14 protein-coding genes are annotated in these 15,152 nt (G+C 39.5%); 10 read left to right on the top strand and 4 right to left on the bottom strand.

Features of this window, described 5'->3' with window-relative positions; genetic code table 11:
- Positions 1 to 43: 43 nt before the first annotated feature.
- A complete protein-coding gene (locus tag ENH88_RS17825) occupies positions 44 to 316 on the bottom strand; it encodes an oxidative damage protection protein (RefSeq protein WP_283710265.1) in 273 nt (90 codons plus the stop codon).
- 24 nt (positions 317 to 340) lie between these two features.
- The gene (mutY, locus tag ENH88_RS17820) at positions 341 to 1,417 is read right to left on the bottom strand and encodes an A/G-specific adenine glycosylase (protein ID WP_414704859.1); all 1,077 of its coding nucleotides are present in this window, start codon (positions 1,415 to 1,417) and stop codon (positions 341 to 343) included.
- 142 nt (positions 1,418 to 1,559) lie between these two features.
- Here mutY and trmB point away from each other — a divergent pair, with 142 nt between their 5' ends.
- From trmB to arcA, 5 genes are all read left to right on the top strand, one after another.
- Positions 1,560 to 2,285, top strand: coding sequence for a tRNA (guanosine(46)-N7)-methyltransferase TrmB (gene trmB / locus ENH88_RS17815; protein ID WP_304184296.1), 726 nt, complete (start codon positions 1,560 to 1,562; stop codon positions 2,283 to 2,285).
- Positions 2,286 to 2,316: 31 nt separating this feature from the next.
- On the top strand, positions 2,317 to 3,342 hold the full coding sequence (gene rsmC / locus ENH88_RS17810; RefSeq protein WP_304184293.1) for a 16S rRNA (guanine(1207)-N(2))-methyltransferase RsmC: 1,026 nt from the start codon (positions 2,317 to 2,319) through the stop codon (positions 3,340 to 3,342).
- A gap of 162 nt (positions 3,343 to 3,504) precedes the next feature.
- On the top strand, positions 3,505 to 5,130 hold the full coding sequence (locus ENH88_RS17805) for a sensor histidine kinase (protein ID WP_304184292.1): 1,626 nt from the start codon (positions 3,505 to 3,507) through the stop codon (positions 5,128 to 5,130).
- Positions 5,127 to 5,651, top strand: coding sequence for a YfiR family protein (locus tag ENH88_RS17800; protein WP_304184289.1), 525 nt, complete (start codon positions 5,127 to 5,129; stop codon positions 5,649 to 5,651). The genes ENH88_RS17805 and ENH88_RS17800 overlap by 4 nt, the downstream gene beginning before the upstream one ends.
- Positions 5,652 to 5,759: 108 nt before the next feature.
- Positions 5,760 to 6,476 (top strand): two-component system response regulator ArcA, encoded by a 717-nt coding sequence (arcA, locus tag ENH88_RS17795; RefSeq protein WP_016709833.1) that lies wholly within the window; start codon positions 5,760 to 5,762, stop codon positions 6,474 to 6,476.
- A gap of 27 nt (positions 6,477 to 6,503) precedes the next feature.
- Here arcA and arcB read toward each other — a convergent pair whose 3' ends face one another.
- Positions 6,504 to 8,828 (bottom strand): aerobic respiration two-component sensor histidine kinase ArcB, encoded by a 2,325-nt coding sequence (arcB, locus tag ENH88_RS17790; RefSeq protein WP_304184286.1) that lies wholly within the window; start codon positions 8,826 to 8,828, stop codon positions 6,504 to 6,506.
- Positions 8,829 to 9,041: 213 nt separating this feature from the next.
- Between arcB and folE2 the strand changes: the two genes are divergently transcribed.
- From folE2 to ENH88_RS17770, 4 genes are all read left to right on the top strand, one after another.
- Positions 9,042 to 9,962, top strand: coding sequence for a GTP cyclohydrolase FolE2 (gene folE2, locus ENH88_RS17785; RefSeq protein ID WP_304184284.1), 921 nt, complete (start codon positions 9,042 to 9,044; stop codon positions 9,960 to 9,962).
- A gap of 81 nt (positions 9,963 to 10,043) precedes the next feature.
- Positions 10,044 to 10,637, top strand: coding sequence for a DUF2726 domain-containing protein (locus ENH88_RS17780; protein ID WP_304184283.1), 594 nt, complete (start codon positions 10,044 to 10,046; stop codon positions 10,635 to 10,637).
- Positions 10,638 to 10,741: 104 nt separating this feature from the next.
- A complete protein-coding gene (mtnN, locus tag ENH88_RS17775; RefSeq protein ID WP_304184282.1) occupies positions 10,742 to 11,449 on the top strand; it encodes a 5'-methylthioadenosine/S-adenosylhomocysteine nucleosidase in 708 nt (235 codons plus the stop codon).
- Position 11,450: 1 nt separating this feature from the next.
- Positions 11,451 to 12,398, top strand: coding sequence for a cobalamin biosynthesis protein CobD/CbiB (locus ENH88_RS17770; protein WP_304184281.1), 948 nt, complete (start codon positions 11,451 to 11,453; stop codon positions 12,396 to 12,398).
- Between the two features lie 76 nt (positions 12,399 to 12,474).
- Here the strand turns inward: ENH88_RS17770 and tyrS are convergent, their stop codons facing one another.
- The gene (tyrS, locus tag ENH88_RS17765) at positions 12,475 to 13,674 is read right to left on the bottom strand and encodes a tyrosine--tRNA ligase (RefSeq protein ID WP_304184279.1); all 1,200 of its coding nucleotides are present in this window, start codon (positions 13,672 to 13,674) and stop codon (positions 12,475 to 12,477) included.
- A gap of 150 nt (positions 13,675 to 13,824) precedes the next feature.
- On the opposite strand from tyrS, the gene ENH88_RS17760 reads away from it, so the two are divergent.
- The coding region (locus ENH88_RS17760; protein WP_304184277.1) for a peptidoglycan DD-metalloendopeptidase family protein at positions 13,825 to 15,152 on the top strand (1,328 nt) is incomplete at its 3' end.

Genomic DNA, 15,152 nt, shown 5'->3' with positions numbered 1-15,152 from the left:
GCAATAAAAAAGGGCTTTAAAAGCCCTTTCTTGCTATAGAAAATCATTTTTCTGGCGGGCGATAGCCTTCGATTTCGACCTCTTTACCTTCAAATAAAAAGCCAATCATCTGTTGCTCTAAAAAAGTGCGATGTTCAGGATCCATCATATTCAAATGCTTTTCATTGATCAGCATAGTTTGCTTGTGCTGCCACTGTGCAAATGCTTCTTTAGAAATATTATTAAAAATCTTTTCACCCAATTCACCAGGGTAAAGCTGATAGCCTAAGCCTTCGGCTTCTTTTTGTAACTTCTGACAAAACACTGTACGTGCCATAATTGATCTCTACTTAATATTCGTTTAAGACTTAGCCCTAGTGTAAACCATTGTGGCAATTTGTTTAACTAGCTTTTTAGTTGGTGCGGCTAAACCGACCTCTATTGACTGATCAAGTGGGTACCATACCAGCTGCCGCTCATTTATTACATCTGGTATGTTACTCAGTTTTAATACATGAGGATTAATTGTTAATTCAAAATGCGAAAATACATGGCTAAAAGGTTCCATAGCATCGGTTGTAACAGCAAGGCCTTGCTGAGCTAAAAATGCGTCTAACTGGGCTTTTTGCTCAAACTCAAAAAAGCTAAATAATCCGCCCCATATTCCTGAGTTAGGCCTTTTTTCCATCAAAACTTGCTCATCACATTGCACAATTAGTTGATGACACACTTTTTTAGGCACTGTTTTTTTAGGTTTTGAGTGAGGAAACTGTTTTACTGCATCGTTGTTAAATGCCCCGCAACGCGAGTTTAACGGACATGCTTGGCAATCAAACTGACTGCGCGAACAAAGGCTTGCGCCTAAATCCATCATCGCTTGATTAAACTCCGTAACGTTTTCTTTTGGGGTGAGTTGCTCAGTTAATTGCCACAGTTGGTTTTCAACTTTTTTAACCCCATACCAACCTTCAACCATAAAATAACGCGCCAGTACCCGCTTTACATTACCATCTAATATTGGGTGATGTTGCCCAAGCGACAGTGATAGCACCGCCCCAGCTGTTGAACGCCCAATGCCAGGCAGCGCGACTACTTCATCTAATGTGGTTGGAAATTCACCATGGTATTGATCGCGGACTATTTTCGCGGTTTTATGCAGGTTACGAGCACGCGCGTAATAACCCAGCCCAGTCCAATGATGCAGCACCTGATCTTCATCAGCATTTGCTAAAGCAATAATATCTGGAAAACTTGCCATAAACTTTTCAAAATATGGAATAACAGTCACAACTTGAGTTTGTTGCAACATTACTTCCGATACCCAGACTTTGTATGGTGTTTTATTTAGCTGCCAAGGTAAAGTTTTACGTCCATGTAGGCGATACCAATCGACAACTTGCTGAGAAAACCAGTTTGCTTCACTGTTGTTTAACTTCAAAATTACTACTTTTTATACTCGACCCTTGATGGCGCTCAGTCTATTGCAGTTAATAAAAAGGTCAAGTACTTGTGATCAAGCCCTTGGTCAGGGATAATACGCCACCATTTTAAGACATGTTGTTTTCATCAGGCCAAAATATATGAGTGATTCAAGTAACGATAACCTTGAGCAAGCAAAGCAAGAAGGTAAATATATTCGTACAATTCGCAGCTTTGTTAAACGCGAAGGTCGTTTAACCAAAGGACAAGCTGCTGCAATTGAAAAATGCTGGCCAACCATGGGCCTTGAGCACCAAAATGGCATGCTTGATTTAGCGCAAGTATTTGGCAATGACAACGACGTTGTTTTAGAAATTGGTTTTGGTATGGGTAAATCATTAGTCGAAATGGCTAAGAATGCTCCACATCTTAACTTTATCGGTATTGAAGTTCACCGCCCAGGTGTTGGTGCCTGTTTAATGGATGCCGACGAAGCGGGTATTAGCAACTTACGTATTTTTGAACATGATGCGGTTGAAGTATTTGCTGATTGTATTGCCGAGGGTAGCATTACCACAGTGCAATTATTCTTCCCTGATCCATGGCATAAAAAACGTCACCATAAGCGTCGTATTGTACAAGCTGCGTTTGTTGAAAGCCTACGTAGTAAATTAAAAATTGGTGGTGTATTCCATATGGCCACTGATTGGGAAAACTACGCAGAGCACATGCTTGAAGTGATGCAAACTGCACAACACTTTACAAACCAATCACAAACAAATGACTATGTACCACGTCCAGCTTTACGTCCATTGACGAAGTTTGAGCAACGTGGCCACCGTTTAGGTCATGGTGTTTGGGATTTAATGTTTGAACGCATTAGCTAATTAAATTAATTAATCAAAGGCAAAGCCATTTATGAGCGCATTAACCAACCCTAGTTCACTGTTACTTCGTAATAGCGAAAACCTCAAGGCAGACTCTATTTTGGTGGTTAATTTTGTCCAAGATGGCTTTTTGTCACAGTTGCAACAGCTAAATCCAAACAGCAAAATTAGCGCTTTTAGCTACAACCATGCTAATGGTGAATTTGCAAAAAACATCAAAGGTATTGATGTTTGCGTAAGCCACGAAATAACTGCAAAACATTTTGATTTAGTTATCTATTATTATCCTAAAGCCAAGCCTGAAGCGCTAATGACGCTAGATAATATCCGTGCAGTTATTAATCCAGATGCAGAATTATTGGTGGTCGGTGAAAATAAAAGCGGCGTAAAATCAATTGAAAAGCAATTTAGTAGTCACTGCGAATACAGTAATAAAATTGACAGTGCCCGCCATTGTGCTTTGTATTTATTTACAGAAATAGCTAGCTTAGCTGAGTTTGTGATCACTCGTTACCACAAACAATTTAATGTAGATGTGGCAGGCATAAGTTTTAACGCGATTAGCATACCAGGGGTATTTAACCATGGTGAACTTGATGGCGGTACTAAAATACTACTTGAAAATGCACCAACAATTAAATCGGGGAAGGTACTCGATTTTGGCTGTGGCGCAGGCTTAATTGCAACCTTCTTAGGCTTGAAAAATCCAGTACTGAGCTTTACCTGTACAGATGTAAGTGCCCTTGCCGCTTATGCAACCGAACAAACATTAGCGCTTAACGGTGTAAACGGTAGCGCTTTACTAAGTGATGGATTAGCAAATGTAACTGGCAAGTTTGAACTCATTATTTCAAATCCACCGTTTCATACTGGTATTGCTACTGATTATACTGTGGCAGAACAATTTTTAAGTGGCGCTAAACAGCACTTAACCAAACAAGGTAAATTAACGATTGTTGCAAACTGTTTCTTAAAATACCCACCTATTTTAGAGGCCCAGTTTGGCACTTACCAAACAGTTCATAAAACCAATAAGTTTTCGGTATATAGCAGCTAACTGCGACCCCACTTCGATACTGTAACACTTCAATAAAGCTGCCAAAAAATAAAATAGGCAGCTTTTCAACAAACTTAGGATATTTTTTAGTTACTTTGATAGGTCTTTGCTAGACTTACGGTAATTCTATCAAAATTATATAATTCGGCCTTCATCACAATAATGCCTAAATCAACATCGCAAACAAGTATTCGTAAAGCTCTGATCAGCGCAGTTATGCTTGTTACAGCCTTGTGTTTATCATTATCTATTTCTATATCTACTTATCTTGATGTCAAAGAACAAAAACTATTGATCGTCAACAAGCTCAATATCTTGGCTGAAATTATCGCCTTTAATGCACAAGTAAGTGTACTGTTTGATGATAGAAAAACCGAAGAGCAACGCCTTAAATCTTTTGAAAAAATTCCACTTATTAAAAATATACATATCTACACAATCGATGAAATATCAAATAAAGCGGTATTTTTTACTAGTTTCAATGCACGAAAAACGCCACCAGTACCACTTCGAGTTGATAGCATTGAACAACTAAAGCAGCCTAAGATCACAGAAGACTCTATAGAATTAATCAAGCCAATCATGTACGAAGGCAATATTAAAGGGTATGTGTATATTCGTGGTGGCTTAGAGCGCCTTAACGACTATATAAACAAAAAAATTCTCATCGATATTCTTTTAACGTTATTCGTTTTAGTACTGGTTTACTTTGTGGCAAGGCGCATTCAAAAACGCATTGCCGATCCAATCGACCAATTAAGTAGATTACTGCAAGATGTCTCGAAAAATCATAATTACAACGCCCGAGCCGCAAAAACAAATATCACCGAAATAAATATGCTTTCGAATAGCTTAAACATCATGCTAACTCGTACTCAAAACCAAATCGAACGACATAAAAATGATAAGCAAGAAATTAAACAGCTAAACCAAAGCTTAGAAGAAAAAGTAAATCAACGTACCATCGCGCTCAGGGAGGCCAATCAAGAGTTACTAACGACTCTGGAACGAATGCATCAATACCAAAACCAAATTGTTGAAAGTGAAAAAATGGCCTCTTTAGGGCAAATGGTTGCCGGTGTTGCCCATGAGGTAAATACCCCAATTGGTTTGGGGATCACTGGCTCTACCCTACTGCGAGATAAACTGGCAGAAATAAGCCAAGGGTTCGAGCAAAAAACCTTAACCTCAAGTCAATTGAAACGCTTTATCGATAATGGCATAGAAAATTTAGACCTTATCTATCGAAATTTAAATCGCGCAGCTGAGCTGGTTTCCAGCTTTAAAAAAGTAGCCGTTAACCAAGATGGTGAGCTCAATTCGCTGGTTAATATGCATGATCTGATCAGCAATGTAATGCTTTCTATGCGCACTGATTTACTAGAAAAAGCTCCCAAAGTCGTTATTCACTGTTCATCGCAATTGATGTTCGAAACTAAAGTAGGTCCGCTACAACAAGTCCTACAGCAATTATTGAGTAATTCTGTAATTCATGGCTTTCGAGATAATCAAAATAATGAAATCGAAATCACTGTTGAACGTAACGAGAGTAGTCTGCTCATTAACTACTATGATAATGGTATTGGCGTTGATAAAAGTATTAAGAAACGTATTTTTGATCCCTTTGTTACCACTAAACGTGGCGAAGGAGGCAGTGGCTTAGGTATGCATTTAGTTTACAATTTAGTCACACAAGCCTTAGGCGGCAGTGTTTATTTTGATGATCAAAGCTCAAAAGGAACCCGTTTTATTATTACCTTGCCGTTGACTGAGGCAAATGAAATATGAAACTAAGCGGTTTGTTTTTAACTCTGATGATCGTTTTTCCCGCATTTTTACAGGCTAAATCACCAGAGCAAGTTAAGTCAGCATTTTTATTTCAGATTGCAAAGTTCATCGAGTTCCCTCAAGTTAACAATAATCAGGCCGTGAATTTTTGTTTTTATAACATTGAACATGGCGTTGGTGAGTTACTAAAGAATAATTCGAGCCTTGAAATTAACAATATACCGATTGAAACTGTATTAATTGGTAAAAATCAGCAAATTTCTGAACTTTCTCGCTTTTGTGATATCACATACATTGATGAAACAATGGAAGATGATATAATTCCACTTTGGATCGATACCATTTCATTAAATACCTTAACAGTTGGTGAGAGTATTAATTTTTTAGAAAAAGGTGGCATTGTTTCTTTGGTCCAAGAAGGGAATAAAATCCGACTGTATATCAATAGACAGCAGTTGTTGCGCAGTAATTTTAAAGTGCAATCTCGGTTATTAGCTGTTTCTAAATTTCATCCGAATTGATTTTACTTGTTAACAATTGGATATACTCCTATAATCACTAGTATTCGGTTTTATAATACAATACCGAATTAATTGTAAATAAAATATTCCGAAAAAGGTTAATTAATAATGCAAACGCCAGTCATTCTGATTGTAGAGGATGAAGACGTAACTCGACTAAACCTCGTTAGTTTATTTGAAGCTGAAGGTTACAAAGTTATTGAAGCCATTGATGGCGATGACATGCATGACAAGCTTACAAATAATGATGATGTGAACCTTGTAGTTATGGACATCAACCTGCCAGGCAAAAACGGGCTAATTTTAGCGCGTGAATTACGTCAAAAGCGTAACGTTGGACTTATTTTCCTAACCGGTCGTGATAATGATGTAGACCGTATTTTAGGCCTTGAAATTGGTGCGGACGATTATATTACTAAACCGTTCAATCCTCGTGAATTAACTATTCGTGCTCGTAACTTGCTTTCTCGTACTGCTCTTGGCGGTGAAGAATCAAGCCTTGAAACAAATGGTGTGATCACATTCAATGGCTGGGAACTTGACGAAAATAGCCGCTGTTTAACATCACCAAATGGTGACGCTAAACGCTTACCTAAAGGTGAATACAGAGCGCTACGTTTAATGCTTGACTCTCCGGGCCGTATTTTTAGCCGTGAGCAATTAATCAAGCATATGACTGGTCGTGAACTTCGTGCAAATGACCGTACAGTTGACGTAACGATCCGTCGTATCAGAAAGCATTTTGAAAGTGATAACAGCACATCTGAGCTGATCAGCACCATCCATGGTGAAGGTTATCGTTTCATTGGTAAAATTGATAGTTAATATATTTTTTATCAAATACCCGCAGCATTAACGTTCTAACTGTTGTAAGAATAAATGAAGGGCCTGTTGCCCTTCATTTATTTTATCTGCCAATATTGTTAGCCAGCTTTGTAATTCTTCGTCACTTTCATCTATCGCCCCGTGTTCCATCTTTTTAGCATGTAATTGCACATCATTTAAGCCAACAGATCCTGCTGCGCCTTTAAGCTTATGTGCAACAGACTTATACTCTTCACGGTCACCAACTGCTAATGACGTTGCTAACTCTTGTTGATACTGCGGATTGAGCTTTGCAAATAAACTGCTACTGCGTTTAAATATGACTATGCCCATAGAATTAACAAAGTCTTCTATGGTTTCAACATCCAATAAATCAATATTGATATTAGCACTGGCTTCTTTACTGACCGTCAAACGTGCCTCATCACATTGTTGTTGCTGTTTAATATCAAATAGTTCTGCCAACATTTTATCAAGCTTAGTGGTATTAATTGGCTTAGCTAAAGCGCCTTGGATTGAGATCCCTTGCAGCTCTTCTTCAGCGCTGCGCACATTGGCCGTCAGTGCGACAATAGGTAACTTGTCGAAATGACTATCGGCGCGGATCTGACGAGCGACTTCGTCACCATTTATATCGGGTAGTTGCATATCAAGTAACACAAGATCAAGATCATCTTCAGTTTCAACAAACGACAGCGCATCTTCACCTGTTTCAGCCCAGATAACTTCATGGCCACGTTGTTCAAGTAAGTTAGTGGCGATTTCAGCATTCAGCGGCACATCTTCAACCAGTAAAATATTTAAACTACGGCCAACGTAACTGTGCTCAGCAGGTGCAATACAAAGCGACAATGGTATTTCCACCACAAAACAACTGCCTTCCCCTTCGGTACTGCTGACATGTAATTGTCCTTGCATGGCAGTGACCAGCGCTTTAGTCACCGCTAAACCAATGCCTGATCCAATCGCGTTAGTGCCGTTTAAATCTGGAGCTTTATAATACATATCAAAAATACGATGCAACTGCTGTTGCGGAATGCCCTGTCCGGTGTCGGTGACTTTCATAACCAACCATGTACCATCCGCTCGATTTTCTCGAGCACACGCTAATTGCACTTTACCTTGCTGGGTAAATTTCACGGCATTATTAATTAAATTCCATACCACTTGGCGTAATCGTGTTGGATCTAATTGTGCGTAAATATCCAACATACCTTTGCGTTTAATTTCAAACTCTAAGCCTTTTTGTTCAGCAATCAATCCGGCAAAGTTAACTACATCATTTATAAAGTCAGATACATTGATAGAATCAGTGACGATATCAAGTTGTTCACGGTCAATTTTATCTAGGTCGATAATATCGTTAAATATATTGCCTAATGTTTCGGCACTTGAAAATACCGTGTTACACCAGCTGCGTTGCTGCTTATCAAGATCGGTGTCAAGCAGCATTCGGGTTAAACCAACAATGCCATTAAGTGGCGTGCGTAATTCATGGCTTAGGGTGGCAATAAATTTCCCTTTATCTTTATAAGCCGTTTCAAGTGCTTGGGCTGCTTCTTTACGACTCGTAATATCACGACCAAACGCTAATAAACCAATGTAGTCGCCGTCATCATTAATAAACGGCAGTTTACGCATTTCAAACCAACGGTTTTCATTACCCACAGGGTATTCAACATCAAGCGTTAATGCTGCGTGAGTTTTTTCGACTTTGTTATCAGTTAATAAAACTTCTGGTAAGTATTGCGTTGGGTAAATTTCCTCTGCAGTTTTGCCGATTAACTCACTACTTGGCTTACCGATAACTTCTTCAAACATTTTATTACAACCGGCAAACACCCCATTATTATCGCGGTAATAGAATAAATCAGGTGATGAATCGACAATTGAACGCAGTAACATGCCTTGTTGCGCAAGTTCTTGTTGGGTTTTCTTACGCTCGACAATTTCTCGCCTGAGTTCTTCAATTGCTCGATGTTTGGCATGAAAGGCCATTTTACGTTCATCGATTTCAACATTAAGGCGATTAATATTATCTTTTAATGTTTGGTTTAATAACTTTTCTTGCTTGGTGGCACTGTCCAAATACGCGTAGGAAGCATCTAGCTGACGTATTGAATTGATCAACACACTGATAATTATAGGCGAGACTACGGCTGTAAAAAACATCACGGCAAGTACATCAACGAGTGTTACCTCGCCTACTGCTACATAATAAAACATACATGATAATATTAATGCCAGCACTAATAGTAATGCATAACAAATAGTTGCGGTTTTGAATTCACCGAATCGAGTAATTAAACTAGAAAGTATTCGAGCCCACGGACTCAAAGAGGAATCGATCATATATAAATCTGTCTCTTAACTATACATTTAAGTATATAAAAAATCAGCTGACTACACAGCTACAAAAAAACCACTAGTGCTATAATTTTAGCATTTTTGCATTAACTATTTTCATGTTCCGCGACGAAAACAGAAAATTTTCATCTACCACGTATTTTTGAATTATTTCGTGTAAAATACCGCGCTTTACAATTGTCAATTACGAGATTTTTCATGCAAAGCAACATGCCCGATATAGCAGATACGGCTCCCGCCTTACAAACAGGTAAATTAGACTGGGTTGGTATGGCTGATATTGAACTGCCTTTTATATTCGAATCTCGTGATCTTGCGCCTATTCATGTCAACGCTAAAGCCCGTGCTTTTGTAAACCTACATAAAGAAGACGCCAAAGGCATTCATATGTCACGGTTGTTTTTAGCCCTTGATACTTTATCAACCGAGCAACATGTTAACCCACAAACGATTGCCCAAGCGCTAGACAGCTTTATTTCCAGCCATGAAGGGCTATCTGATCAAGCTAAAATAGAGTTTAAATTTGAGTTGCCGCTGCGCAGAAAGTCGCTTTTAAGTGGTAAGGCGGGCTGGAAAAGTTACCCTTTAACCATAGAGGCAAAAATTGACCGCGGCGTACTGAGTTTTGAATTAAGCCTTGATGTAACTTATTCATCGACTTGCCCTTGCTCTGCTGCATTAGCACGTCAGCTTATTCAACAAGCGTTTGCTGAACAGTTTAATGGCCAAGCACTAAACCATGAACAAGTACTCAACTGGCTTGGTAGTACTGACGGCATTGTTGCGACTCCCCACTCACAACGCTCTATCGCCAATGTAAAAGTTAAGCTTGATAGTAATATCAGCGAATTTGATATTTTAAGTTTGATCAACACACTAGAAAATGAGCTGAAAACCCCAGTTCAAGCCGCGGTTAAGCGCGAAGATGAGCAAGAATTTGCGCGTTTAAATGGCCAGAACTTAATGTTCTGCGAAGACGCGGCGCGTAAAATCAAAGCCATCTTAGAAGAAGCTCAATACGCTGATTACTGGTTGCAAATAAACCATTATGAATCACTGCATGCCCATGATGCCGTGGCGATTGCCGTTAAAGGAATTGACGACGGATACCAGCCTTAAATAAAGTGTAACTCCACAAAAATTGGGCACGTAAATTGCTATTAAAATTACAGTGTCAATTTGTTGTTGTGGAGTTACCGTATGGAATTCGCTTTATTATCAATTTTAGTATTAGTAGTTGGGGCATCTGTTGTTGCGTCAAAGTTTACCGACGATGGCGGAAATCCTTACCCATTCACGCGTAAAAGCAGTGTTTTTACGCAAGTTGAAAGTTCTTTCCTTAATCTTTTAGAGCGTGCTGTAGGCGACCAGTATAAAATTGTTAGCCGCGTGAAGTTAATCGATGTCATTGATTGTAAAAAAGGTTTATCTCCCAAAGCGAAGCGCGCAGCAATCGCAAAAGCCAAAAACAAACAGCTTGATTATGTATTAATCGACAAAGAAAAAATGACCATTGTGGCAGCCGTTGATTTAGTTAATAACGCCAACAAAGATGGCCATAAAGCACAACGTGATTGGTTTGTTAATGGTGCATTAGAAGCTGCTGGCATCCCACATATCCGTATGAAAGTGAAGTCAGGTTATCGTCCATCAGAAGTGCGTGATGCGATTATGTTTAAACTTGGTAAACCTGCGACGGCAAGTATTCGCCCTACCCGCAACCGAGTTACAAAACCGGCAGTACTGTCACCTTCGCAGGCAAAAGCCCATTCCACAGCTTTAGCTGAAATATAAGTTTTCTTAAGCGATAAAATGCGAGCTTTATAGGCTCGCATTTTTTGTTTTTTATCGCTAACTTCACGTATAATCTAAACATCTAATTCGAGGAATTTAAAATTATGAATGTTGGTATTATTGGCGCTATGGAGCCAGAAGTTAAAATTTTGCGTGAAACAATGCAAAATCCACAAGTTCTAACTAAAGCTGGTTTCACTTTTTATACCGGTGAGTTAGCTGGTAACACAGTGACTTTAGTGCAATCAGGTATCGGTAAAGTAGCCTCGAGTATTGCCACCACCTTATTGATTGATAATTTTCAGCCAGATTGCGTGATCAACACAGGCTCTGCCGGTGGTTTTGATCCATCACTGAGCGTAGGCGACGTGGTAATTTCATCAGAAGTACGTCATCACGATGTTGATGTAACCGCATTTGGTTATGAGATTGGTCAGGTGCCACAAATGCCAGCTGGTTTTGCCGCGCACCCTAAATTAATTGACGCCGCAGAACAAAGTATTGCCCAAATCGGCGATGTTAAAACCTTAGTCGGTTTAATTTGTACCGGTGATTCATTTATGTGTGACCCAGTGCGTATTGATAAAGCCCGTGCTGACTTTCCCACTATGTTAGCTGTAGAAATGGAAGGCGCAGCTATTGCACAAGCTTGCTTTACTTTAGAGACACCGTTTGTAGTGATCCGCTCAATGTCTGATATTGCAGGTAAAGAATCACCACAGTCGTTTGAAGAATACCTAGAAACCGCCTCAGTTAATTCATCAAAAATGGTGGTCGCATTACTAGAAAAGCTGACAACGGTAACGCTATAAGGTGTTACCCAATTTAGTTCAGCAACATGTGGACTTTATTGTATTTATATTAGCGCTCCTTGCTGAGCGCTTTTTGCCTTTGGTAAGCTGGTATCACCCAAATACATTTTTAACTGCGGTATTTAGAGCACTTGGCAAACGCGTTTTTCGCAAGAGTGAACCTGCCAGTTACCAGTATTTATCCTCTTCGCTGTGTTTCAGTTTAGTCATTTTAGTGATCATGACCTTAGTGATTTTACTGCTTGAATTTGCCTATTACCCAGAACTGTTAGCCGGATTAATCCTTTATTTAAGCCTTGAATGGCGAAGTGTAGAAAGCAAAGCACTGCGCATTGCACGACTCGTTAAACAAAATCAAAAGTCTACAGCCCGAGAGTTATTAAAACCGCTACTTGCTCGCCAAGTTGATAAATTATCCAGCCCTGGGATTTGCAAAGCCATTATGGAAACGCTGATCTTAAGAGTTGCCCGTCATTACTTTAGCGTTATTTTCTTTTATCTACTCTTTGGCCCTATGGCTGCACTAGCTTATCGCTTACTGACTTTGATCCACCAAGCTTGGCGCAAAGATATGTTGCCTAATAGCCCATTTTTAAAATCACTTAGTTGGCTATTATATATTCTTGAATGGTTCCCTACGCGGATATTGGCGCTGACTGTTGCAGCAAGTAAAGCCAGTAAATTGAGCATTCATTATATCAAGCATTATGGACGGCACTTTTATCAAACAAATAGTGGCTGGTTATTAAGTTGTTATTCCGCCTCTGTTGGTGTGCAATTAGGTGGCCCTGCGATATACCAAGGTACTCGATTTGATAAAATGCGTATTGGTACTGAGCGTTTACCACAGGCTGATGATATTGCTGTATTAATAAATCGGCTCAATCAAGCGCGTGGCTTTTGGTTGCTGGTTATATTTGGCATAGAAATAATTAAAATAATGTTGTAGACCACAGATAGTAAAAAACCAGCCGAAGCTGGTTTTTGTTACTTAAATATCTAACTGAATTTTCATTCTTTACCTATTAAGCACAGGTAATATTTGCAAACTTACGCTTACCGACTTGATAAATAGCCGTCGTGCCCTTTGCAATTTCAAGCTTAGTATCAGTGACCTTTTCTTCGCCATTGATTTTAACTGCGCCTTGTTTGATCATTCGCATCGCTTCTGAAGTACTTGCCACTAACCCTGCTTCTTTAAGCAAGTTAGTAATAAATACGGTATCTTCATCAATCGTTACTGTCATATCTGGGATATCATCAGGTAAGGCATTTTTTTGAAAACGTTTAATAAAGTCCTCATGCGCATCAGTCGCCGCTGCATCGCTGTGAAAACGAGCAATCATTTCTTTTGCTAAATCGATTTTAATATCACGCGGGTTAGTACCTTGTGCTACTTTATCTTTCAGCGCAGCAATTTCGTCAATTGATAAGCTACTTAGCAAATCATAATAACGCCACATCAGCTCATCACTAATAGACATGATTTTGCCAAACATATCGTTCGGTGCATCAGTAATACCAATGTAGTTACCTAATGACTTAGACATTTTTTGCACACCGTCTGTACCTTCTAATAAAGGCATCATTAATACGGTTTGTGGTTTTTGTCCTTCGTCTTTTTGCAGCTCACGGCCCATTAATAGGTTAAAACGTTGATCAGTACCACCGAGCTCAACATCAGCTTCAAGCGCCACTGAGTCCCAGCCTTGCACTAATGGATACAAAAACTCATGAATCGCAATTGATTGCCCGCCAGCATAACGCTTTTTAAAATCATCACGTTCTAGCATACGAGCAACAGTTTGTCGTGCTGCTAACTTGATCATACCTGCAGCGCCTAAATTCTCCATCCACGTGGAATTAAAGGCAACGGTGGTCTTAGCCGGATCAAGAATTTTAAATACTTGTTCTTTATATGTTTCAGCGTTAGCTAATACATCATCACGGGTAAGTGGTTTACGGGTTACATTTTTGCCCGTTGGGTCACCTATCATACCGGTGAAATCACCAATTAAGAAAATCACTTCATGACCTAAGTCTTGGAAGGTTTTCATTTTATTAATTAACACTGTATGGCCTAAGTGCAAATCTGGCGCAGTTGGATCAAAACCCGCCTTGATCTTTAGCTTTTTACCAGACTTTAGCTTCTCAACTAGCTCGTCTTCAATTAGTATTTCTTCGGCACCGCGTTTTATCTCTGCTAGAGCGGTTTGTAAATCCACTGTGTATTACTCCAAAAAATTCAGTCAATCTGGTGATTCTAGCGTAAATCAGCGCCAGTTTAAATCTACAAAACACTGGTATTAACGCTTTATTAAGTATATCCTGCAATATTAGTGATTAATTATCTTGACAGCAGGAAAAGGCACGTTATGGTTCGCGTTGTGCATAAACTCCCAAAAAAACACAAATTGCTTATTCTAGGCTTAGTTTCTGCGATTGCTGCTTTAACACTCATCCCTTCAGAAAAAGCAACGGCCTCTAGAGACAATAGTGCAGATGCGCTAGAAATTGGCAAACGTTACGAATTACAAATTAAAGTTGATGACGTTGAGAAATTAACTGAATTAAATTCGCAACAAGACGCAGCAAAATTACCAGAATATGATCTAGTCGATTTTGAAGTAAAGAACGGTGACAATTTAGCACTTATCTTCAAGCGCGCTGGTTTTGACGCGCAAACCGTTCATAAATTACTTAACACCAATGCAGAAACCCGAAAACTAACTAAAATTCACCCTGGTGAAATACTTAGTTTTGCCACCGCTAAAGATGGCTCTTTAGCGCAGTTACGTTATGTGATCTCAAAAACAGATACCTTGTTTGTAACCTTAAATGACGAAGGTAACTACGATACATCAATCGATAGCAAAGAAATCGAAACCCTCACTAAATCCACAGGTGGTGAAATAACCAATAGCTTTTGGACCTCAGGTATTGCTGCAGGCTTAACCGAACGGCAAATAATGAACTTTGCTGATATTTTTGGTTGGGATGTGGATTTTGCTAACGATATTCGTAAAGGCGATCAGTTTGGCTTAATTTACGAATCACATTATGTTGATGGTGAATTTATTGGCACGGGTAAAATTATTGCCGCCGAGTTTATAAATCAGGGTCAACGTTATGCGGCAATACGCCACAGCGATGATACCTTTTATACACCTGAAGGGCGCAGCATGAAAAAAGCATTTTTACGTGCTCCGGTTAACTTTAAGTATATTAGCTCAAGCTTTAACCCACGTCGCTTGCACCCAGTAACTAAAACCGTAAAACCACATAACGGTATTGATTACGCGGCGCGCACAGGAACGCCCGTTGTTGCATCGGGTAATGGTAAAGTAATTAAATCAGGTTACAGTAAGTATAACGGTAACTATGTATTTATTAGCCACGGCACTCAGTACGTCACTAAGTACTTACACTTAAATAAACGTGCAGTTAAAGCAGGCCAAAAAGTTAAACAGGGCCAAAAAATTGGTACGGTAGGCGCCACCGGCCGAGTAACCGGTGCACACTTACACTATGAGTTTTTGGTTAACGGCGTGCATCGTAATCCTAAAACAGTTCAGTTACCAAAGTCAGAGCCGTTACCACGTGACGAACTTGCTAAGTTTAAACCAATTGCAGATACTTTCTTAGCACAGCTAGAGCGCAACAGAGACTGTCTCTTATACACATCTGACGCTGCCGACGATCT

Source organism: Pseudoalteromonas prydzensis (assembly GCF_011050055.1).
Classification (GTDB): domain Bacteria; phylum Pseudomonadota; class Gammaproteobacteria; order Enterobacterales; family Alteromonadaceae; genus Pseudoalteromonas; species Pseudoalteromonas prydzensis_A.
The sequence above is the reverse complement of the archived record's forward strand: the minus strand, read 5'-3'. Positions and strand labels throughout refer to the sequence as shown.

Coding starts and splice junctions, on each gene's coding strand:
- ENH88_RS17825 (WP_283710265.1), bottom strand. CDS start 316: ATGGCACGTACAGTGTTTTGTCAGAAGTTACAAAAAGAAGCCGAAGGC.
- trmB (WP_304184296.1), top strand. CDS start 1,560: ATGAGTGATTCAAGTAACGATAACCTTGAGCAAGCAAAGCAAGAAGGT.
- rsmC (WP_304184293.1), top strand. CDS start 2,317: ATGAGCGCATTAACCAACCCTAGTTCACTGTTACTTCGTAATAGCGAA.
- ENH88_RS17805 (WP_304184292.1), top strand. CDS start 3,505: ATGCCTAAATCAACATCGCAAACAAGTATTCGTAAAGCTCTGATCAGC.
- ENH88_RS17800 (WP_304184289.1), top strand. CDS start 5,127: ATGAAACTAAGCGGTTTGTTTTTAACTCTGATGATCGTTTTTCCCGCA.
- arcA (WP_016709833.1), top strand. CDS start 5,760: ATGCAAACGCCAGTCATTCTGATTGTAGAGGATGAAGACGTAACTCGA.
- arcB (WP_304184286.1), bottom strand. CDS start 8,828: ATGATCGATTCCTCTTTGAGTCCGTGGGCTCGAATACTTTCTAGTTTA.
- folE2 (WP_304184284.1), top strand. CDS start 9,042: ATGCAAAGCAACATGCCCGATATAGCAGATACGGCTCCCGCCTTACAA.
- ENH88_RS17780 (WP_304184283.1), top strand. CDS start 10,044: ATGGAATTCGCTTTATTATCAATTTTAGTATTAGTAGTTGGGGCATCT.
- mtnN (WP_304184282.1), top strand. CDS start 10,742: ATGAATGTTGGTATTATTGGCGCTATGGAGCCAGAAGTTAAAATTTTG.